This is a genomic window from Frigoribacterium sp. VKM Ac-1396, assembly GCF_015350895.1.
GTDB lineage: Bacteria > Actinomycetota > Actinomycetes > Actinomycetales > Microbacteriaceae > Frigoribacterium.
Window position 1 is genome coordinate 210,834 of record NZ_JADKSD010000001.1, and the last position, 20,835, is coordinate 231,668.

17 protein-coding genes are annotated in these 20,835 nt (G+C 70.9%); 14 read left to right on the forward strand and 3 right to left on the reverse strand.

Annotation, left to right across the window (positions count from 1 at the left end):
- Positions 1-12: 12 nt before the first annotated feature.
- On the forward strand, positions 13-1,341 hold the full coding sequence (locus ITJ55_RS01045; protein ID WP_194594672.1) for a class II 3-deoxy-7-phosphoheptulonate synthase: 1,329 nt from the start codon (positions 13-15) through the stop codon (positions 1,339-1,341).
- Positions 1,342-1,432: 91 nt separating this feature from the next.
- Here ITJ55_RS01045 and pknB read toward each other — a convergent pair whose 3' ends face one another.
- Positions 1,433-3,391, reverse strand: coding sequence for a Stk1 family PASTA domain-containing Ser/Thr kinase (gene pknB, locus ITJ55_RS01050; protein ID WP_194593742.1), 1,959 nt, complete (start codon positions 3,389-3,391; stop codon positions 1,433-1,435).
- An 86-nt stretch (positions 3,392-3,477) separates the two neighbouring features.
- Positions 3,478-4,827 carry a LysM peptidoglycan-binding domain-containing protein gene (locus tag ITJ55_RS01055; RefSeq protein ID WP_194593743.1) on the reverse strand — a complete coding sequence of 450 codons (1,350 nt, stop codon included), beginning with the start codon at positions 4,825-4,827 and terminating at the stop codon, positions 3,478-3,480.
- A 193-nt stretch (positions 4,828-5,020) separates the two neighbouring features.
- On the opposite strand from ITJ55_RS01055, the gene ITJ55_RS01060 reads away from it, so the two are divergent.
- On the forward strand, positions 5,021-5,377 hold the full coding sequence (locus ITJ55_RS01060; protein WP_370543944.1) for an Rv2175c family DNA-binding protein: 357 nt from the start codon (positions 5,021-5,023) through the stop codon (positions 5,375-5,377).
- Positions 5,378-5,434: 57 nt separating this feature from the next.
- On the opposite strand, the gene ITJ55_RS01065 is transcribed toward ITJ55_RS01060, so the two are convergent.
- Positions 5,435-6,556, reverse strand: a complete 1,122-nt coding sequence (locus ITJ55_RS01065; RefSeq protein WP_194593744.1) for a polyprenyl synthetase family protein — start codon at positions 6,554-6,556, stop codon at positions 5,435-5,437.
- 110 nt (positions 6,557-6,666) lie between these two features.
- Between ITJ55_RS01065 and ITJ55_RS01070 the strand changes: the two genes are divergently transcribed.
- The 12 genes from ITJ55_RS01070 (at position 6,667) to murC (ending at position 20,822) form a co-directional block, all read left to right on the forward strand.
- Positions 6,667-7,068: a DUF3040 domain-containing protein gene (locus ITJ55_RS01070; protein ID WP_056258117.1), complete on the forward strand. Its 402-nt coding sequence runs from the start codon at positions 6,667-6,669 to the stop codon at positions 7,066-7,068.
- Positions 7,069-7,342: 274 nt separating this feature from the next.
- Positions 7,343-7,774 carry a division/cell wall cluster transcriptional repressor MraZ gene (gene mraZ, locus ITJ55_RS01075; RefSeq protein WP_194593745.1) on the forward strand — a complete coding sequence of 144 codons (432 nt, stop codon included), beginning with the start codon at positions 7,343-7,345 and terminating at the stop codon, positions 7,772-7,774.
- A 101-nt stretch (positions 7,775-7,875) separates the two neighbouring features.
- Positions 7,876-8,826, forward strand: a complete 951-nt coding sequence (gene rsmH, locus ITJ55_RS01080; protein WP_194593746.1) for a 16S rRNA (cytosine(1402)-N(4))-methyltransferase RsmH — start codon at positions 7,876-7,878, stop codon at positions 8,824-8,826.
- A complete protein-coding gene (locus ITJ55_RS01085) occupies positions 8,823-9,500 on the forward strand; it encodes a hypothetical protein (RefSeq protein WP_194593747.1) in 678 nt (225 codons plus the stop codon). Before rsmH ends, ITJ55_RS01085 begins: the two co-directional genes overlap by 4 nt.
- A 119-nt stretch (positions 9,501-9,619) precedes the next feature.
- Positions 9,620-11,341: a penicillin-binding protein 2 gene (locus ITJ55_RS01090; protein ID WP_194594674.1), complete on the forward strand. Its 1,722-nt coding sequence runs from the start codon at positions 9,620-9,622 to the stop codon at positions 11,339-11,341.
- Positions 11,342-11,355: 14 nt separating this feature from the next.
- Entirely contained in the window at positions 11,356-12,906 is a 1,551-nt protein-coding gene (locus ITJ55_RS01095; protein ID WP_194593748.1) for a Mur ligase family protein, read from the forward strand.
- On the forward strand, positions 12,903-14,309 hold the full coding sequence (gene murF, locus ITJ55_RS01100; RefSeq protein ID WP_194593749.1) for a UDP-N-acetylmuramoyl-tripeptide--D-alanyl-D-alanine ligase: 1,407 nt from the start codon (positions 12,903-12,905) through the stop codon (positions 14,307-14,309). Before ITJ55_RS01095 ends, murF begins: the two co-directional genes overlap by 4 nt.
- Positions 14,306-15,409, forward strand: a complete 1,104-nt coding sequence (mraY, locus tag ITJ55_RS01105; RefSeq protein ID WP_043594922.1) for a phospho-N-acetylmuramoyl-pentapeptide-transferase — start codon at positions 14,306-14,308, stop codon at positions 15,407-15,409. The genes murF and mraY overlap by 4 nt, the downstream gene beginning before the upstream one ends.
- Entirely contained in the window at positions 15,406-16,974 is a 1,569-nt protein-coding gene (murD, locus tag ITJ55_RS01110) for a UDP-N-acetylmuramoyl-L-alanine--D-glutamate ligase (protein ID WP_194593750.1), read from the forward strand. The genes mraY and murD overlap by 4 nt, the downstream gene beginning before the upstream one ends.
- Positions 16,931-18,238: a putative lipid II flippase FtsW gene (gene ftsW / locus ITJ55_RS01115; RefSeq protein ID WP_194593751.1), complete on the forward strand. Its 1,308-nt coding sequence runs from the start codon at positions 16,931-16,933 to the stop codon at positions 18,236-18,238. Before murD ends, ftsW begins: the two co-directional genes overlap by 44 nt.
- Positions 18,235-19,395: a UDP-N-acetylglucosamine--N-acetylmuramyl-(pentapeptide) pyrophosphoryl-undecaprenol N-acetylglucosamine transferase gene (locus ITJ55_RS01120; protein WP_194593752.1), complete on the forward strand. Its 1,161-nt coding sequence runs from the start codon at positions 18,235-18,237 to the stop codon at positions 19,393-19,395. The genes ftsW and ITJ55_RS01120 overlap by 4 nt, the downstream gene beginning before the upstream one ends.
- Positions 19,392-20,822: a UDP-N-acetylmuramate--L-alanine ligase gene (gene murC / locus ITJ55_RS01125; protein ID WP_194593753.1), complete on the forward strand. Its 1,431-nt coding sequence runs from the start codon at positions 19,392-19,394 to the stop codon at positions 20,820-20,822. Before ITJ55_RS01120 ends, murC begins: the two co-directional genes overlap by 4 nt.
- Positions 20,823-20,835 lie beyond the last annotated feature (13 nt).

Below are 20,835 nucleotides of genomic sequence, written 5' to 3' on the forward strand. Positions count from 1 at the left end.
ACCGATCCCGACGTGATCGACGGTCTCGACCATTGGCGCACGCTCCCCATCAAGCAGCAGCCCACATGGCACGACGGTGCAGCCGTCGAGGCCGCGTCGGCCGAGCTGTCGTCCCTGCCGCCGCTGGTCTTCGCGGGCGAGGTCGACACCCTGCGCGAGCGCCTGGCGTCGGCGGCCCGAGGTGAGGCCTTCCTGCTGCAGGGCGGTGACTGCGCCGAGACCTTCGCCGGAGCGACGGCCGACCAGATCCGCGACCGGGTCAAGACCATCCTGCAGATGGCGGTCGTCCTGACCTACGGTGCGTCCGTCCCGGTCATCAAGATGGGTCGCATGGCGGGCCAGTTCGCCAAGCCGCGGTCGAGCGACACCGAGACCCGCGACGGGGTCACGCTGCCGGCCTACCGCGGCGACATCGTGAACGGCTACGACTTCACACCCGAGTCCCGGCGGGCCGACGCTGCCCGGCTGGTGAAGGGCTACCACACCTCGGCCTCGACCATCAACCTCATCCGCGCCTTCACGCAGGGTGGCTTCGCCGACCTCCGCCAGGTCCACAGCTGGAACAAGGGCTTCGCCAGCAACCCGGCGAACGCCCAGTACGAGCACCTCGCCCGCGAGATCGACAAGGCGATCCGATTCATGGAGGCGGCGGGCGCCGACTTCGACGAGCTCAAGCGCGTCGAGTTCTACACGAGCCACGAGGGGCTGCTCATGGACTACGAGCGCCCCCTCACCCGCATCGACTCCCGGACGGGCACGCCCTACGTGCTGTCGTCCCACTTCGTCTGGATCGGTGAGCGCACGCGAGAGCTCGACGGTGCGCATGTCGACTTCCTGTCCCGGGTGCGCAACCCGATCGGCGTGAAGCTCGGCCCGACGACGACGCCGGACGACATGCTGCGCCTGATCGACAAGCTCGACCCCGAGCGCGAGCCCGGGCGTCTGACCTTCATCACGCGCATGGGAGCCGGCAAGATCCGAGACGCCCTGCCGCCCCTCCTCGAGGCCATCAAGGGCGCGGACGCGACGCCCCTGTGGGTCAGCGACCCCATGCACGGCAACGGTCTGACGACCCCCACCGGCTACAAGACCCGCCGCTTCGAAGAGATCATGGACGAGGTGAAGGGCTTCTTCGAGGCCCACCGCGCCGCGGGGACCCACCCGGGCGGCATCCACATCGAACTGACCGGCGACGACGTGACCGAGTGCCTGGGCGGCTCCGAGCACATCGACGAGGCGACGCTCGCCACGCGGTACGAGTCGCTCTGCGATCCGCGTCTGAACCACATGCAGTCGCTCGAACTGGCCTTCCTCGTCGCCGAAGAACTGGCCGCGGACTAGCCTGTGCCTCCGGCCACGAGGGCCCCGTGACCGTCGGTCACGGGGCCCTCGTCATGATCCGGGTGCGCCGACGGTGCGACGTCGCCGGGGGTCATTCGACCCGGTACGTGAGGGCGATGGTCGCACCCTTGGTGGCGGTCAGGCCGGCCTCGGGGTCACTCGCGGTGACGGGCAGGCGAGCCTCCCAGTCGTAGAACGCGCAGGTGAACGCCGTGCACCGGGGGTAGCTCACCCTGAATCCGAGGCCCTGGAGCTGCGCCGTCGCGGCGTCGATCGTCTTGCCTCGGACGTCGGGGATCTCGACGGGCGGCGGCCCCTTCGACACGACGAGGTTTACGGTGTCGCCCTGGTGCAGGGGCCCCTCGGCTTGCTGCTCGTAGCGGATGACCTCTCCGGCGGCGACGCCGTCACTGAACTCGGTGCCGCTCTCGACACCGGTCAGCTGCACCTCGGTGAGGGCGCTCTGCGCCTCCTCGACGGACAGGCCCGCCACGTCGGGGACGGGGCCGAGCGACACCGTGAGCGTCACCGGCTGCTGTTCGCCGTACTGGGTGGCCGAAGTGAGGTCGACCGCGGCGCCGGAACCGTCCACGCCGCTGATGGCGAGGACCGTGCCGGCCGCGGACTCGTCGAACTGGCTCGAGCTCTGTTCGAGGGTGAAGTCGGAGAGGGCGTCGGCGGCTGCCGACTCGGTCTCGCCGACCACGGTCGGCACCGACAACTGGCGAGGTCCCTGCGACACGACGAGGGTGACCGTCGATCCCTTCTGCACCCGGGTCGAGGCGTCGGGGTCGGTGCGGGAGACCTGGCCCGAGGGGATCACCGGTGAGAAGTCCGACTGCGGGTCCGGGGCCACGACGAAGCCGGCCGACGTCAGGGCAGCCGAGGCCGCGGCGGGGTCCTGGCCCGAGACGTCGGGGACCGAGGCCTGGGCTCCCGGACCCGAACCGAACCACCAGCCGACTCCACCGGCGAGGAGGGCGATCACGACGACGAGCGCCATCAGGACGCGACCGCGCCGACGACGCCGATCGGAGAGGTCGCCGAGTGTCGCGGCGGCGTCGCCGGTCTCGGGCTGGACGGGCCCGGTCCGGTGGCGTGCCTTCGGCAGCACCTGGGTCTCACCCGTCGGGCCCGTCGGGAAGGCCGACGTCATCGCGGCCGCGGGCAGCACCATCGTCCGGTTGGCCGGCGGGCCCGAGGGATCGGCCAGGACGCGTTGCACGTCGACGAGTTGGTCGAGCAGGGCCCGGGCGTCACGGGGGCGCTGCTCGGGGTCTCGTGCCGTCGCCCAGAGGACCAGTTCGTCCAGCTCGACGGGTACGCGGGGATTCGCCGTGCTGGGTGTGGGGACGGTGTCGTTCGCGTGTTGGTACGCGATCTGCATGGGCTGATCGCCCTTGTAGGGCTGCTCACCCGTGAGCATCTCGTACATCATGATGCCCAGGGCGTAGATGTCGCTGCGGGTGTCGGCGATGCCCCGGGTCACGAGTTCGGGGGAGAGGTACGCGATGGTGCCGAGCAGCGCGGCACCCGTGGCCGTGTTGGCCGTGGCGGCACGGGCCAGGCCGAAGTCGCCGATCTTGATGCGACCGTCGTCGGCGAGCAGCACGTTCTCGGGCTTCAGGTCGCGGTGCACGATGCCGGCCCGGTGTGCCGCGGCGAGGCCGGAGAGCACGGCCTCGAGGATGTCCATGGCCTGCTCGGGAGTCAGCACCTTGTGGTCCTGCAACAGCTCTCGCAGCGTGATTCCGGGCAGGTACTCCATCACCAGGTAGGCCGAGTCGTCGTCCTGCCCCTGGTCGAAGACGTTGACGACGTTGGGGTGGGCGAGTCGGGCGGCAGAGCGTGCCTCTTGGATGAACCGTTCCTTGAACGAGGCGTCGTCGGCGAGGTGGCCGTGCATGATCTTGATGGCGACACGGCGTTCGAGCCGGAGGTCGGTCGCCAGGTACACGGTGGCCATGCCGCCGCGGGCGATGCGCGAACGGACCTCGTAGCGACCCTCGATGAGACGGCCGATCATCGGGTCAGTCTGGTTCACGCTCACCCACGCGATTTTACGGACCCGCGGCCGCCCCGGGGTCCCAACTCACCGCACGGCGGCAAACCGCACCCCCGCGTCTCGTCGCCGGGTCAGCCGAGGGTCGCGAGCCACGTGGTGGCCGGGGCCTCCCACTTGGCGTACGCGTCGGGGAAGGCGGAGTACTGGACGGCCTGCGCAGCCGTGGTCAGCGACATCGACTGCCAGCCCCTCACGTCGAGCAGGCCCCGGGTCTTGCCCGGGTTGGGGTTGCTCGCCCCGCCGAAGAAGAGCTTGGTCGCGTGGACCGGGTCGCGCAGCTGGTCGGGAGAGCCCCAGCCGGTGCTCGGCCGCTGCTGGAACAGGCCGAGCGAGTCCCGGTCGCCGTGGTCCAGGTTGCGGAGGCTGCTCTCTTGCGCGGCCGCCGCCAGAGCGATGATGATGGCGCGGTCGCCGACGCCGAGCTGGCGCCCCACGGCGATGACGGTGCGGGCGTTCGCGGCCTGCTCGGACGTCAGCGTCGCGCTCACCACGAGGGGCGCGGCCGACGTCGACGCGACCACGGTGGTGGCGGTCGGGGCCGAGGCGCCCGGCAGGGTGAGGGTCTTGCCGGCGTAGATGGTGCTGGTGAACGAGAGCCCGTTCGCGGCGAGGAGCGCCTTGACGCTCGTGCCCGACTTCGAGGCGATGGACGCGATGGTGTCGCCGCGCTGGATCACGTAGCTGCCGACCGCCGGGCCGGACGAGGGAGCAGGCGTCGAGGAGGCGGCCGCCGACGACCCCGAGGGCACGGACAACGTCTGGCCGGGGTAGATGATGCTCGACAGACCCAGCCCGTTCGCCTGGAGGAGCGCGCTCGTCGTCACGCCGTGGGCACGGGCGATCGAGCTCAGCGTGTCGCCTCGGACGATCTCGTAGCGGCCACCCGTGGCCTTGGCTGGGGTCGGGGCGGACGACGCCCTGCTCGCGCTGCTGGTGGCGGCGCTGAGGCTGAGGGTCTGACCGGGGAAGATCGTGGACTTCCAGCTGAGTCCGTTGAGCGCGAGCACCGAGGCGGTGCTCAGGCCGAACGAGCCGGCGATGCTCGCGACCGTGTCGCCCGACCGCACCGTGTAGGTCGCGGGTGCGGCGGCGAACACGGTGGCCGAGCTGCTCGCGGTCTGGACCGTGGCCGCCGTCCTCTGCTCGGGGGCCGACAGTCGGGGTGGCAGCACGGGCCGGGGTGACGCGTCCGGCTTCTTCGCCGGGGCGTGGTCGAGGGCGAAGACGGGCCCCGTGACCCCCATGCTCAAGGCCATGGAGCCCGCGACGACGATGGGGACCGTGTTCAGCATCGACCGGGCCATGCGGGAGAGCGGCGTGCGCTCGTCAGGGCTGCGCAGGGTGCCGAAGGCACTGGTCGACCCCACGCCCTCGGCCGTCGCGGTCTCGGGGTCGGGGCGGACGGAACTGACGTCGTTCATGGGCTGATCCTCGGTTCGGGGGCGGGGACACGGTCGCTGGGTGATCGGTGAGCCGCGGTGCCACGTCGTCCCAAGTTGGCACAGGACCATATTCAAGTCAATCAACGAGGCTCATGTTGCGGATGTGACGTGGACTGGGGGAGTCACCCGGGGAGGCGCGGCGAGGGTCGTGAACCCGTGGCAAGGTTGTCGGGTGACCGATCTCTCTCAACGTCCCTGGTTCGCCGACACCGAATGGCTGACCGTGCCCGACCTCGTCGAGCGTCTCGGCCTCGGGGTGAGTCGAGTCCGTCGACTGCTCGAGGAGCACGTCCTCGTCGGCACCCGGGTCGACGGCGTCACGAAGGTGCCGGCCGTCTTCCTCGACGGCTCCGAGCCGCGACACGACCTGCGGGGCACCCTGACCGTCCTCGCCGACAACGGCTTCGACGACGACGAGGCACTCGACTGGCTGCTGTCGCACGACGAAGCGCTGGGCACGAGTCCAGTCGCCGCCCTCCAGGCGGGCCGGAAGGCCGAGGTCCGCCGGATCGCCCAGAGCCTCCTCTAGCTGGACGGAGCCTGCCTTAGAAGGCCAAGGAGCTCCTCCAGCAGGTCGGAACCTCTTCTAGGAGGTGCGGCGCGTGACGGTCTCGGCCAGTCGCGTCAACTGCGTCCTCGCCGACGGAGCCAGCCCCGACCGTTCGAGGGCGTGGACGGCGCGTTCGACCTGGTCGGTGATCGTCTGTTCGACCGCGTCGACGGCCCCGCTGTCGCGGAGCGTCGCCTGCAGCATGCTGATCTGGTCGTCGTCGAGCTCGGGGTCGCCGAGCAGTTCGTCGAGCAGTCGGACGGCCCCGGGGGGAAGCGCGCGCCGGGCCGTCGCCACGAGGACAGTGCGCTTGCCCTCACGGAGGTCGTCCCCGGCGGGTTTGCCCGTGACGGACGGATCGCCGAAGACGCCCAGGAGGTCGTCGCGCAACTGGTAGGCGATGCCGAGGGGGAGTCCGAAGTGGCGGAGCGACTCGAGGGCCGACGGGTCGCCACCGGCCATGGCGGCACCGACGGTGAGGGGGGCCTCGACGCTGTACTTGGCCGACTTGTAGACGATGACCCGTTGCGCCCGCGGCAGCAGCTGCAGCTCGTCGACGGTGCGCCAGGCGTTCTCCTCGAGGATGTCGAGGTACTGGCCGACCGTCACCTCGGTGCGCATCCGGTTCAACTCGGCCCGGGCGGCCCGGGCGGCGTCACGCGACGGGAGCGAGTCGAGCGCGTCGCTGAGCAGCTCGTCGCTCCAGGCCAGCAGCAGGTCTCCCATCAGGAGTGCGCCCGACCGGCCGAAGGACTCGGGGGATCCGAGCCAGCCGCCCTCTCGGTGCAGTTCTTCGAACCGCCGGTGGGCTGCCGGCAGGCCTCGGCGCGTGTCGGAGTTGTCCATGATGTCGTCGTGCACGAGCGCGGCGGCATGGAAGAACTCGAGCCCGGCGGAGGCCGTCATGACGGCGTCGATCTCGCGCTCGTCGCGGGCCTCGCCGAGTGGGTCGAACCCGGTGTCGAGCCCGGCGACCGACTGCCACCCCCAGTAACAGAAGAGCGCCCGGAACCGCTTGCCGCCACGCAGCAGGTCGCTGGAGTACGACGCGAACGGATCGAGGTCGGGAGCGATGCCCGCGAGGGCCGGTCGCTGCCGGTCCAGGAAGCGATCGATGCGCTCTTGAACGACGTCCACTAACCGCGTACTCTCAGCCACGCTGCCTAGCCTAGCGATAGCTGTCGGGCATACACTCGCAGCTACTCATCGCGTCGATCCCGAGGCTCTCGCCTCGCGCTTGAGAGCCCGTGCTCGAAGGGAACACCAAGATGCCACTTTCCGAACAGGAGCAGCGGCTCCTCGAAGAGATGGAGCGGAGTCTCTACAACAACGACTCCGACTTCGTGGCGACGGTCGGCAACCACGGTGGCCGACCCAACTACACGCTCGTGGTCGTCGGCGTCCTCGGGGCGCTCGTCGGCATCGCCGTCATCGTCGCCGGCGTCATCTTCCGTCAGCCGCTCGTCGGGGTGGCCGGGTTCATCGTGATGCTCGCCGGGGCACTCTTCGCGATCGCACCACCCAAGCGCAAGGGTTCGGCGTCGTCGTCGATGCCGTCCGCTCCCCGTTCCTCCACCTCGCGTCCCGCCAACCCCGCCAAGGGTGGCCTCATGGACCGCCTCAACGACCGGTGGGACCGCCGTCAAGACGGCGACGGCCGCGACTCGTAGTCAGCCGGTACCACCACGACCTCAGGGGTCGGCCTTCGGGCCGGCCCCTTTTTTCGTGCGCCGCAACGGTCGGTGGCGAACTCGACACGCGAGTGGCGCCTCCCGGGGCGCAGGCGACCTCCACGATCCTCCACCCCCGTGGCCCCCGAACTGGAGCCGATCTCGGGGTCGACACGGCTCTCGGGCCACGGTCTTTCGTTGATCGGTGGTGGGTTGTGGAGTAAAGTGGAGGTACGGGCCACAGAGGGGCGCGGGGGCGAGGGGAGACGGGCGCATGTTCCTCGGCACCTATTCGCCCAAGCTCGACGAGAAAGGGCGCATCATCCTCCCCGCGAAATTCCGTGACGAACTGGCCTCCGGTCTCGTCATGACGCGTGGGCAAGAGCGCTGCGTCTACGTCTTCAGCCGGCACGAGTTCGAAGACATGCACTCGCGCATCCGCCAGGCTCCGGTCACCAGCAAGCAGACCCGGGACTACATGCGCCTGTTCCTGTCGGGTGCCAGCGACGAGGTGCCCGACAAGCAGCACCGGGTGACGATCCCGGCCACGCTGCGCGAGTACGCCGGCCTCGGTCGCGAGCTCACCGTGATCGGCGCGGGCAACCGTGCCGAGATCTGGGCCACCGACGCGTGGAACACCTACTACGAGGCCCAGGAGGCCGACTTCGCCAACACCACCGAGGAGGTGATCCCCGGGCTCTTGTGATCCGTGGGTCCCGACCCTCAGCCGTCAGCCCTGGCGCACCTTCCCCGGTGCCAGGTCCCGACGGATGGGGATCAGGGCCGACGAGCACAGCCCGTGTCGCCATGGCCGATCAGATCCACACCCCCGTCCTCCTCGAGCGCACCCTCGAGCTCCTCGCCCCGGCGATCTCCCGCCCCGGTGCCGTGGTCGTCGACTGCACCCTCGGCATGGGTGGTCACAGCGAGGCGATGCTCCGGGCGTTCCCCGAACTCACCGTCGTCGGGCTCGACCGCGACACCGAAGCCCTGGCTCTGGCCGGTGACCGTCTGGCGCCGTTCGGCGACCGCGCCCGTCTCGTGCACACCACCTACGACGGCATCGCCGAGGCCCTGGACGGCCTCGGCCTCGACACCGTCGACGGGGTGTTGTTCGACCTCGGGGTCTCGTCGCTCCAGCTCGACCGCGTCGAACGAGGCTTCTCGTACTCGAAGGACGCGCCGCTCGACATGCGCATGGACCCCACGTCGCCCGTCACGGCCGAACGCGTCCTCGCCGAGTACCCCGAGTCCGAACTCCGACGCATCTTCTACCAGTACGGCGAAGAGAAGCTGGCACCCCGCTACGCCCGGCGCATCGTCGAGCACCGGGTCGACTCTCCCCTCACCCGCAGCGGCGAGCTCGTCGACCTGCTGATCGCCGCGACGCCGATGGCCCTGCAACGGGCCGGGCATCCCGCCAAGCGCGTGTTCCAGGCGTTGCGCATCGAGGTCAACGGTGAACTCGCCTCGCTCGAAGCAGCCGTCCCCGTGGCGCTCGACCGGCTCGCGGTCGAGGGCCGGATCGTCGTCCTCGCCTACCAGTCACTGGAAGACCGCTTCGTCAAGCGTGAGCTGGCGGCGCGGACGACGTCCACCGCCCCCCAGGGGCTCCCGGTCGAGCTGCCGGAGCACCGTCCCGACTTCCGCCTCCTCGTGCGGGGTGCCGAACTGGCCTCCGACGCCGAGCGCGACCTCAACCCCCGAGCCAAGCCCGTGCGACTGCGAGCCGCCGAACGAATCCGGAGAACAGCATGAGCAGCAACCTGGCCATCGCGACCCCGTCGACCCGTCCGCAGCCCTCGTCCTCGCCCGCCGCGCGGCCGGTCGAGATCGTCACGAGCCGCGAGCAGCGACGCGCCCGGCCGAAGATCGCGTACGCCCTCATCGCCACCGCGGCGCTCTTCGTCCTGTTGCTCGCGCAACTCGCCATCAGCATCGCCCTGAGCGACGGCGCGTACAAGATCTCCGACCTGCAGGCCGCCAAGACCGAGCTCGTCCGTGACCAGCAGAAGTTCGGCGAGCAGCGCGACGTCCTGTCGTCGCCGCAGAACCTCGCCGCGAACGCCGACGAGCTCGGCATGGTGCGCAACTCGAACCCCGTGTACCTCGACCTCGCCACGGGCGCCGTGCACGGGTCCCCGGCCCCGGCGGCGGGTGCCGACGAGGCGACGTCCGGCAACCTGATCCCCAACACGCTGCTCGAGGGAGTCCCGCTGACGACCAAGGCCCCCGCGAGCGCCGCGGACGCCCCGGCGACGGACGGCTCGGCCGCGAACACCACGACGGGAGACGACGCGACCTCGATCGGTGCGCCGACCACGGCCGGGGCCACGGCCGTTCCGTCCGGCACAGGCGCGGCGGACGCAGGATCGGCCGACGAGTCGGTAGCGTCGGCCCCGAACGAGCTGGCGGCTCCGCAGACCCGTTAGCGGCGCGCCGTCACCGGTACATCGATCGACGACAGCGGGTCGGGCACGAGCCCGACCGCGGTGAGGAACCTCTCGTGCAAGCAGCCCCCCGTAGCCGACGGCTCCGCGTGACGCTCGCGATGGCGCTCATCATCGCCCTCGTCGGCGTCTTCGTCGTGCGCCTGGCCGACATCCAACTCGTGCAGGCGGCCGAGCTGAACGCGCAGTCCCAGAACAAGCGCGAGATCGTGCAGACGACCTACGGCGACCGGGGCGACATCACCGACGTCGACGGCACGGTGCTCGCGGGCAGCGTCACCCGGTACAACATCACGGCGGCACCGGCGTTCGCGACGACCGCCAAGGTGAAGGACGACGACGGCACGACCGTCGAGCTGACCGTCGACCAGGTCGTCGAGCGCATCGCGAAGGTCACGGGGGGCGACGCCGGAGCCATGACCAAGGCCCTCACCGCCGATCCCGAGGCCAACTTCGCCTACCTGGTCAAGGGCGTCGACGTCGACGCCTTCCGGGCGGTCCGCGAGATGAAGGTGTCGTGGGTGTACTTCCAGCGGCAGGCCGCCCGGACGTATCCCAACGGCGCCGTCGCGGGCAACCTGACCGGCTTCATCGGCACCGACGGCCCTCAGGCGGGCCTCGAGCTCAGCCAGGACTCCTGCCTCGCCGGCACCGACGGTTCCGAGACGTACGAGCGCGGCGCCGACGGGGTGCAGTTGCCGGGCAGCACCGTCACGACGAGGGAGGCCGTCGCAGGGGGCACCCTCCGCCTGACGATCGACAGCGACCTGCAGTACATGACCCAGCAGGCCCTCGGTGAACAGGCCGAGGCGATCGGGGCGGAGTCCGCCACGGCAGTCGTGATGAAGGCGAGCGACGCGTCGCTGCTCGCGGTCGCGGACTACCCGGCGGTCGACCCCAACGACGTCAACGGCACGGCCGTCGACGACCTCGGCAGCAAGGCCTTCACCTACTCGTACGAGCCGGGCTCGACGTTCAAGGCCATGACGGCCGCCATGCTCCTCGACTCCGGCAAGGCCGACCCCGCGACGCGGGCGACCGTGCCGTACTCGCGCAGCTTCCCGTGGGGCGGCGAGATCCACGACGCCACGTTCCACCCGACCGAGAACCTCACGTTGACCGGAATCCTCCGCGACTCGTCCAACGTCGGCATCTCGCTCCTCGGTCAGTCGTTGACTGCCCAGCAGCGTCACGACTACATGGTGAAGTTCGGCCTCAACGACCCGACGGGCGTGAACTTCCTCGGCGAGCCGACGACCGGCATCCGGCCCGCCTCGCAGTGGGACCAGCAGACGAGCATCAACACCATGTTCGGCCAGGGCGTCTCGACGACCGCCATCCACATCGCGAGCATCTACCAGACCCTCGCCAACCACGGGGTGCGCGTGCCCGTCAACCTCGTCGCGGGCTGCACCGCCCCCGACGGCACCGTGACCGAGACGCCGTCGACCGAGGGCAGCACCGTCGTGTCGCCGTGGGCGGCCGACACCACCGTCAACATGCTCGAGAAGGTCGTCAGCGACGGCGAGCTGAAGGACGTCCTGAGCATCCCGGGCTACCGCGTCGCGGCCAAGACCGGCACCGCCGAGGTCGCGCGGTCCGACGGAACCGGCTACGGTTCTGACCGCATCGTCTCGGTGGCGGGCATCGCCCCGGCCGAGAACCCCCAGTACGTCGTCGTCGTGACCTTCACGAAGCCCAGTACCATCAAGACGTCGGCCGCCGCGGCGCCGACGTTCAACAAGATCATGTCCCAGGTCCTCGAGATGTATCGGGTCCCTCCGTCGACGGAGCCGGCACCCAGCCTGCCCGAGACCTGGTGAGAGAAGAGGATTCTTTGAGCGCCCGGATCCCCCCGGTCCTTCGACCGGAACATCCGTCGGCGAGGTCACTCGCCCAACTGGTCAGCGAGTTCGGACTCGAGCACGAGGGCTCCCTCGACGGCATCGAGATCACCGGCATCACGCTGAGCACGGCGGACCTCCACCCCGGCGACCTGTACGTCGGCGTGCCCGGCGCGCACCGCCACGGTGCCGAGTTCGCCGAGCAGGCCCGCGACGGCGGTGCCGTCGCCCTGCTGACCGATGCCGCCGGCGCCGACCTCGCCCGCTCCAGCGGTCTGCCGGTCGTCCTGGTCGACTCGCCCCGGGCCGCCCTCGGCGAGCTCTCGGCCTGGATCTACCGCACCGACAGCGACGACGCACCCCTGCTCCTCGCGGTCACGGGAACGAACGGCAAGACCAGCACGTCGTACCTGCTCGAGGGCGTCCTCCGTCAGCTGGGCCTCGTGACCGGTCTGAGCAGCACGGCCGAGCGGCACATCGGCGACCTCACCGTCGTCAGTCGTCTGACGACCCCCGAGGCCAGCGAGATGCACGCCCTCCTGGCCCGGATGCGCGAGAGCGAGGTCCGCGCGGTCGCCGTCGAGGTCAGTGCGCAGGCCCTCAGCCGCAACCGCGTCGACGGTCTCGTCTTCGACGTCGCGGCCTTCACGAACCTCAGCCACGACCACCTCGACGACTACGCCGACATGGAGGAGTACTTCCACGCGAAGCTCCCGCTGTTCCAGCCGGACCGGGCCCGCCGAGCCGTCGTCTCGCTCGACTCGCCCTACGGCCAGCGCGTGGTCGACAACGCCCGCATCCCCCTGACGACGATCACGATCCTCCCCGACGTCGAGGCCGACTGGACGATCGAGATCCTCGACGAGCGGGCCGCCTACACCGAGTTCCGCCTCTCCGGCCCCGAACAGCGGTCGCTCGTGACGCGCGTGCCGTTGATCGGCTGGCACATGGTCGCCAACGCCGCGTTGGCGATCGTCATGCTGGTCGAGGCGGGCTTCGAGCTCGAGGCCATCGGCCAGGCGCTCGACGCCGACGGCGGCATCGTGGCCTACCTGCCGGGGCGCACCGAGCGCGTCTCGGGTGACACCGGCCCGAGCGTGTACGTGGACTTCGGCCACAGCCCCGACGCGTTCCTCACCACCCTGGCCGCGGTCCGCACCTTCACGCCGGGCAAGGTCATCATGCTCTTCGGTGCCGACGGCGACCGCGACACCACCAAGCGGGCCGAGATGGCCCGGGTGGCCGCCGCCGGGTCCGACATCCTCGTCGTCACCGACCACCACCCCCGCTTCGAAGACCCCGCGTCGATCCGCACGACCCTCGTCTCTGCGGCCCGCGAGGCCTACCCCGATCACGAGATCCACGAGGTCAGTCCGCCCGAGGCCGCCATCCGTGCGGCCGTGGCCCTGGCAGGCGAGGGCGACTCGATCCTCTGGGCCGGTCCGGGTCACCAGGACTACCGCGACATCCGTGGTGAACGCACCCCCTACTCGGCGCGTGACGAGGCCCGTGCGGCCCTCCGCGAGGCCGGGTGGTCCGAGTGATCGCGCTCACCCCCTCCCGCATCGCCGAGATCACGGGCGGTCGTCTGGTCCACCCCGAGGAGGCGCGGGCCGAGATCCCCGTCGACGGCTCGGTCGAGACCGACTCGCGTCTCGTCACCCCGGGGTCGATCTTCTTCGCCCTGCGCGGCGAGGTCACCGACGGCCACCTCTTCGTCGAGGCCGCCACCGCGGCCGGCGCGGCTCTCGTGGTCGCCGAGCGCGAGGTCGAGATCGACGTGCCCCTGGTGGTCGTCGACGACGGCGTCGTCGCGCTCTCCCGCCTGGCCGCCGCCGTCGTCGAGCACGTCCGTCGTCTCGGACGGCTCAAGGTGGTCGGCGTCACCGGGTCGAACGGCAAGACGAGCACGAAGAACATGCTCCGCGCCGTCCTGAGCGACGTCGCGCCCACCGTCGCACCCGAGGGCTCGTTCAACAACCACGTCGGCGCTCCGATCTCGATGTTGCGCATCGACGAGGCGACCGAGTACCTCGTGGTCGAGATGGGTGCGAGCGGGCCGGGCGAGATCGCCCGCCTCGTCGAGATCGCCCGTCCCGACACGGGTGTGGTGCTCAAGGTCGGCCTCGCCCACGCCGGCGGGTTCGGCGGCATCGAGGGCACGCGCGCCGCGAAGTCCGAGATGGTGACCGACCTGCCCGCCACGGGCACGGCCGTCCTCAACGCCGACGACGACCGCGTCGCGGGCATGGCGTCGGTGACCGCCGCGCGGGTCGTGACCTTCGGGCAGGGGCCGACGGCCGACTACCGCGCGTCCGACGTCGACGTCTCGGCCTCCGGCACCTCGTTCACCTTCGAGCACGCCGGCACGAGCCGGCACGTCTCGCTGCGCATCCTCGGCGAGCACCACGTGATGAACGCGCTGGCGGCCCTCACGGTCGTGGGCGAGTGGGGCGTCGACCTCGACCGCGCCGTCTCGGTGCTCGAGGGCGTCACCCGTGCCGAACGCTGGCGCATGGAGGTCCTCGACGCGCCCGGCGGCGTGACCGTCGTGAACGACGCCTACAACGCGAGCCCCGATTCCGTGGCCGCCGCGCTCAAGACGTTGGCGCAGATCACCGGTCCCGACCGTCGCTCGGTGGCGGTCCTCGGCGAGATGGCCGAACTCGGCGAGTTCGCCCGCGACGAGCACGACCGTGTCGGGCGCCTCGTCGTCCGGCTCAACGTCCGCCAGCTCGTGGTCGTCGGCCACGAGGCGCGGCACATCCACATGGCGGCGGGCCTCGAGGGCTCGTGGGACGGAGAAAGCGTGCTGGTCGACACGATCGACGAGGCGTACGACCTGTTGCAGGGCAGCCTGCGAGCGGGGGACGTCGTCCTGGTGAAGTCGTCCAAGTCGGCCGGCCTGCGCCTCCTCGGCGACCGGTTGGCCGGGGTGACCGCGTGATCGCGCTGCTGATCGGCGGTGGGTTCTCCCTCGCCTTCACGCTCCTGATGACGCCCGCGTTCATCAAGCTCTTCCACCGCCTCGGCTGGGGCCAGTTCATCCGCGACGACGGCCCGCAGTCACACCACACCAAGCGCGGCACGGCCACGATGGGTGGCATCGTCCTGATCATCGGCACCGTGCTCGGTTACTTCATCGGTCACCTGGTCGGTGGGGACGAGCTCACCCTCAGCGGCATGCTCGTGCTGTTCATGATGGTCGGCCTCGGCGTGGTCGGGTTCCTCGACGACTTCCTCAAGGTGCGCAACCAACGCAGCCTCGGGCTCGGCGGCTGGGCGAAGATCGCCGGCCAGGTCGTCGTCGGCGCGGTGTTCGCCGTGCTGGCGCTGTCGTTCACGAACGACCGCGGCCTGGCGCCCGCCTCGACCATGATCTCGGGACTGCGCGACATCCCGTGGCTCGACTTCATGTTCTTCGGCACGATCGTCGGCGGCGGGCTCTTCCTGATCTGGGTCGTCCTCATCACCGTGAGCACGTCGAACGGCGTCAACGTCGCCGACGGGCTCGACGGTCTCGCGACGGGCGCGTCGATCCTGGCGATCGCGTCGTACATCTTCATCGGGTTCTGGCAGAACAACCAGCTCTGCACGAGCGTCCGCCTCGACGAGGCCACGCGCGCCGCCTGCTACCAGGTGGCCGATCCGCTCGATCTGGCCGTCGTCGCCGCCTGCATCTGCGGTGGCCTCATCGGGTTCCTCTGGTGGAACACCTCACCCGCTCAGATCTTCTTGGGCGACACGGGGTCGCTCGGCCTGGGCGGCGCCCTGGCCGCCCTGGCGATCCTCAGCCGCACCGAGCTGTTGCTCGTGCTCATCGGTGGCCTCTTCATCGTCGTCACCGGGTCGGTGATCCTGCAACGGGCGTACTTCAAGATCACCAAGGGCAAGCGGATCTTCCTGATGAGCCCGCTGCACCACCACTTCGAGCTCAAGGGCTGGGCCGAGGTGACCGTCGTGGTCCGCTTCTGGATCATCGCCGGGCTCTTCGTCGCCGCCGGCGTCGGCACCTTCTACCTCGAATGGATCCTCCGCACCTCATGAGCGACGGCAGCACCGACCCCCTCCTCGTCGACCGACTGGCGGGGCTCGACAGCTGGCGCGCCGACTGGGCGGGCCTGCGCGTGGCGGTCCTCGGTCTCGGCTCGACCGGGTTCGCCGTGGCGGACACCCTGGCCGAGCTCGGGGCCGACGTCCTCGTCGTCGCTCCCGCGGTCGACCCCGACAAGGCCGAACTCCTGCAGCTCATCGGGGCGAGGCTCGACGAGGTCGAGTCCACGGACGCTCCGTCGGCGGTGCTCACGGCGTTCGACGCCGAGCTCGTCGTCGCCAGCCCCGGCTTCGCTCCGCACCATCCCCTCATCCGCTGGGCCGTCGAGGGGGGCCTCGCCGTGTGGGGCGACGTCGAACTGGCCTGGCGGGTCCGGGACAAGGTCGACCGGGTCGCCGAGTGGGTGCTCGTCACGGGCACGAACGGCAAGACCACGACGACGCAGCTCGCGGCGGCGATGGCGGCGGCCGACGGTCGTCGCGTCGCCCCCTGCGGCAACATCGGAGTCCCCGTCCTCGACGCGGTGCGCGACCCCGACGGCTTCGACCTGTTCGTGGTCGAACTCTCGAGCCACCAGCTGCACTACCTGCCCACCGAGGGGCCCGGTGCCCTCCGCCCCCGCGCCTCCGTCTGCCTGAACCTCGAGGCCGACCACCTCGAGTGGCACGGCGGCGCCGACCGCTACCGGGAGGCCAAGGCCAAGGTGTACGAGAACACCGTCGTCGCCTGCGTGTACAACAAGGCCGACGAGGCCACCCGGCGCATGGTCGAAAAGGCCGACGTCGCCGAGGGCTGCCGCGCGGTGGGCTTCGGGCTCGACGCGCCGGGTCCGAGCGAGGTGGGCGTCGTCACGGGCGACGGCGTCGCCGTGCTCGCAGATCGCGCCTTCCTGGCCGAGCGTCGGACGCAGGCACTCGAACTGACCACCCAGGAGGCGCTCCAGGGCGTCGGCCTCGGGGCCGACCACCTCGTCGAGGACGTGCTCGCCGCCGCCGCGCTCGTCCGTGCGGTGGGCGTCGCCCCCGTCTCGATCTGTGACGCCCTCGCCGGCTTCGCGGTCGACCACCACCGCACCGAGGTCGTGGCCGAGTCTGGCGGCGTGACCTGGGTGGACGACTCCAAGGCGACGAACCCCCATGCCGCGCGCGCCTCTTTGACGGCCTTCCCGTCGGTGGTGTGGATCGTGGGCGGGCTGTTCAAGGGTGTCGACGTCGAGCCGCTCGTGCGCGAGTCGACGGCCGGGGTCCGGGCAGCCGTCTTCGTCGGCGTCGACCGCGAGCCCCTGCGGCGGGCCTTCTCCCGACACGCGCCCGGCATCCCCGTCTTCGAGGTGGACGCCACCGACACTGGGCAGGTGATGCCGACGGCCGTCCGTCTCGCTGCGAGCGTGGCCCGGCCGGGAGACACCGTTCTCCTCGCCCCGGCGGCGGCGTCCATGGACCAGTTCACCGACTACACGGCCCGCGGGCGATCGTTCGCCCAGGCCGTACACGAGCAGTTGAGGGGTGACGTCGATGGCCAACCCGCCGTCCAGCCTCCCGCGTCGCCGACCGACTGAGTCGGGCCGTCCGAGCCGCGGGTACGCCGAGCCGACCGACGACGCGTCGTCGCGCCTCGGGGCCGCCAAGCGCACCTCGGGTGCCGTCGTGCGGGTCAAGAAGCTGTTCGCCGCCGAGACGGGGTCGTACTTCGTCATCCTCGGCACGACGTTGTTCATGGTCGTGCTCGGCCTGGTCATGGTGCTCTCGTCGTCGTCCGTCGAGCAGTACATCGCCTCACGGCACACCTCGTTCTTCGGGGCGTTCATCCGGCAGGGCACCTACGCCGCGGTGGGCATCCCGCTGATGCTCATCGTGTCGCGCCTGCCGGTGTCGTTCTTCAAGCGGTGGGCCTGGCACATCCTGGGCGCGACGATCGTGCTCCAGCTGCTGGTCTTCACGCCGCTCGGCTACGAGATCGGAGGCAACCGCAACTGGATCGACCTCGGGTCGTTCACCGCACAGCCCTCCGAGGCCGTCAAGCTGGCCCTCGCCGTCTGGCTCGGCATGATCCTCTCGGTCAAGCGCGATCTGCTCGACGACTGGAAGCACCTGGCGATCCCGCTCGTGCCCGTGGCCGGCGTCGCCGTGGGCCTCGTCGTGCTCGGGGGCGACCTCGGCACGACCATGATCATGCTGCTGCTGGTCTTCGCGGCCGTCTGGTTCGCCGGGGTCCGCCTGCGGTACCTGCTCGCGCCGCTCGCGTTCCTCGCCGTGGTCGTGCCGCTCATCGCGCAGGGCTCGAGCTCGCGCAACTCGCGCATCGCCGCCTGGCTGTCGGGGTGCACGGACTCGAGTGCCTACCAGGCCGAGTGCTGGCAGACCCTGCACGGCACGTGGGCCCTGGCGTCCGGAGGGCTCTTCGGGGTCGGTCTCGGCAACTCGAAGTCGAAGTGGTCCTGGCTGCCCGAGGCCGACAACGACTTCATCTTCGCGATCGTCGGAGAAGAGCTCGGGCTGATCGGCGCGATCGTCGTCTTGGCCCTCTTCATCGTGCTCGCCGTCGGCTTCGTCAAGATCATCCGCCGCACGAACGACCCGTTCGTCCGCGTGACGACCGGTGCGATCACGGCCTGGATCATCGGCCAGGCGCTCGTGAACATCGCCGTGGTGCTGGGGCTGCTGCCCGTGCTCGGCGTGCCCCTGCCGCTCATCTCGGCCGGTGGGTCGGCCCTGATCGTGACGCTCGTCGCCATCGGCGTCGTCCTGTCGTTCGCGCGGGTGCCCGAAGAGTCCGGCGCGCCCGAGAGGCTGCCGCGACAGCGGGTAGGGTCTCTGCGGTGACGACGTATCTCCTCGCCGGCGGTGGCACCGCCGGGCACGTGAACCCCCTGCTCGCCGTGGCCGACCGACTCCGGCGACGCGAGCCCGACGCCACCGTCCTCGTGCTCGGCACGGCCGAGGGGCTCGAGGCGCGCCTGGTGCCGCAGCGCGGTTACGAACTGCTCACGGTGCCCCGCCTGCCCTTCCCACGTCGGCCCTCGGCGGACGCCCTGCGGTTCCCCGGCCGCCTCGCCGGAGCGATCGCCGGCATCCGGTCGCTCCTCGCCGAGCACGAGGTCGACGTCGTCGTCGGTTTCGGCGGGTACGCCGCCGCCCCCGCCTACGTGGCGGCCTGGCGCTCGAAGGTGCCGGTGGTCGTCCACGAGGCCAACGCGAAACCCGGCATGGCGAACGTCCTCGGCTCGTTCCTGTCCTCGCACGTCGGGGTCGTCTTCCGATCGACCCGCCTGCGCGGCGGTCGTCAGGTCGGCATGCCCCTGCGCGACGAGATCGAGACGCTCGACCGCCGAGCCCACCGCGACGAGGCGGTCGCCGCCTTCGACCTCGACCCCTCGCGACCGACCTTGCTCGTGACGGGCGGCTCGACCGGCGCCCGGCGCCTGAACGAGACGATGTCGCGCGCGGCCGTCGCCGTGCTCGGCGCGGGCTGGCAGATCCTGCACATCACGGGCGAGAAGTCCGACCTCACCTCGACCGACCTCGACGGCCACCACCTGCTGCGCTACTGCGACCGCATGGACCTCGCCCTGTCCGCGGCCGACTTCGTCGTGTCGCGGGCCGGCTCGGCGACGGTCAGCGAGCTCACCGCCCTCGGCCTGCCGTCGGTGCTCGTGCCGTACCCGGTCGGCAACGGAGAGCAGCGACACAACGCCACCGACGTCGTCGGTGCCGGGGGTGCCCTGCTCGTCACCGACGCCGACTTCACGCCCTCGTGGGTCGAACGGACGCTCGTGCCGTTGTTGCTCGACCGCGCCGTCGTGGCCGACATGGCCGTGCGTGCGGCCTCGGTCGGGGTGCGCGACGGGACCGACCGCACGGTCGACCTCGTCCTCGACGCCGTCGGCCGCGCCTCCTCGTCCGGCCCTGCCGCCCGTTCCGCCGACGCGGCCCCCGAGGCCACCACCCGCTCGAACACCGACCTCAGCGAGACATCATGATCAAGCCCGACCTCGACCAGCCGATCCCCGCCGAGTTGGGCGCCGTCCACTTCGTCGGCATCGGCGGCTCCGGCATGAGCGGCATCGCACGCGTCTTCCTGGCAGCGGGCCACCGCGTCACCGGATCGGACTCCCGTGACAGCGCGGCCGTCCAGTCGCTGCGGGCGCTGGGCGCCCAGATCGCCATCGGGCACGACGCGGCGAACGTCGGCGACGCCGACACGCTCGTCGTCACCGGCGCCCTCTGGCAGGACAACCCCGAGTACCAGCTCGCCCTGGCGACGGGGCTGCCCGTCCTGCACCGCTCGCAGGCACTCGCCTGGCTCATCGGTCAGCAGCGGCTCGTGTCGGTCGCCGGCGCGCACGGCAAGACGACGTCGACCGGCATGATCGTCACCGCACTGCTGGCGGCCGGGCACGACCCGAGCTTCGTCAACGGCGGGGTCATCCAGACGCTCGGCGTGAGCGCACGTGGCGGCGACGACGACCTCTTCGTGGTCGAGGCCGACGAGTCCGACGGTTCGTTCCTGCTCTACGACACCTCGGTCGCGCTCATCACGAACGTCGACGCCGACCACCTCGACCACTACGGCTCGCACGAGGCGTTCGACGACGCGTTCGTCCGGTTCGCCTCCGCGGCGCGCGAGTTCGTCGTGGTGTCGAGCGACGACGCCGGCGCCGTCCGGGTCACCGAACGCCTCGACCACCCTCGCGTCGTCACCTTCGGTGAGGCCGCCGACGCCGACGTGCGCCTCACCGACGTCGCTCAGGCCGGGCCGGTCTCGTTCACGCTGCACGCCGAGGGTCGTTCGTGGCCCGTCCAGCTGCGCGTGCCGGGGCGGCACAACGCGGTCAACGCCGCGGGGGCCTTCGCCGTGCTCGTGGGCCTCGGCGTCGACTCCGAGGCCGCCATCGCGGGGCTCGAGACCTTCGGTGGCACCGAGCGCCGGTTCGAGCTGCACGGCGTGGTCCGCGGGGTCAGCGTGTACGACGACTACGCGCACCACCCGACCGAGGTCGCCGCCGCACTGCAGGCCGCACGGTCGGTCGTGGGCGACGGCCGCCTGATCGCCGTCCACCAGCCCCACCTCTACAGCCGCACGCGCATGATGGCCGGCGAGTTCGCCGAGACCTACGAGCGCCTCGCCGACCACACGATCGTGCTCGACGTCTACGGAGCGCGCGAGGACCCCGAGCCCGGCGTGACGGGTGCCCTCGTGTCCGAGCGCTTCGCCGACCAGGGCCGGGTGGACTACGTCGCCGACTGGCAGGCCGCCGCCGACCGCACCGCAGAGGTCGCCCGCGACGGCGACTTCGTCATCACCCTCGGGTGTGGCGACGTGTACCGCATCGTGCCCCAGCTGCTCGGCTCGCTCGACGCGGCACACGAGCCGGTCGACGCCGTGGCGGAGGACTCCGCGCAGTGACCCGCGACACCAG

What these genes read in the sequence shown, in the direction of transcription:
- ITJ55_RS01085 (WP_194593747.1), top strand. Translation starts at nt 8,823, where the DNA reads ATGAGCAGCAACCTGGCCATCGCGACCCCGTCGACCCGTCCGCAGCCC.
- rsmH (WP_194593746.1), top strand. Translation starts at nt 7,876, where the DNA reads ATGGCCGATCAGATCCACACCCCCGTCCTCCTCGAGCGCACCCTCGAG.
- mraZ (WP_194593745.1), top strand. Translation starts at nt 7,343, where the DNA reads ATGTTCCTCGGCACCTATTCGCCCAAGCTCGACGAGAAAGGGCGCATC.
- murD (WP_194593750.1), top strand. Translation starts at nt 15,406, where the DNA reads ATGAGCGACGGCAGCACCGACCCCCTCCTCGTCGACCGACTGGCGGGG.
- ITJ55_RS01070 (WP_056258117.1), top strand. Translation starts at nt 6,667, where the DNA reads ATGCCACTTTCCGAACAGGAGCAGCGGCTCCTCGAAGAGATGGAGCGG.
- ftsW (WP_194593751.1), top strand. Translation starts at nt 16,931, where the DNA reads ATGGCCAACCCGCCGTCCAGCCTCCCGCGTCGCCGACCGACTGAGTCG.
- ITJ55_RS01090 (WP_194594674.1), top strand. Translation starts at nt 9,620, where the DNA reads ATGGCGCTCATCATCGCCCTCGTCGGCGTCTTCGTCGTGCGCCTGGCC.
- ITJ55_RS01055 (WP_194593743.1), bottom strand. Translation starts at nt 4,827, where the DNA reads ATGAACGACGTCAGTTCCGTCCGCCCCGACCCCGAGACCGCGACGGCC.
- murC (WP_194593753.1), top strand. Translation starts at nt 19,392, where the DNA reads ATGATCAAGCCCGACCTCGACCAGCCGATCCCCGCCGAGTTGGGCGCC.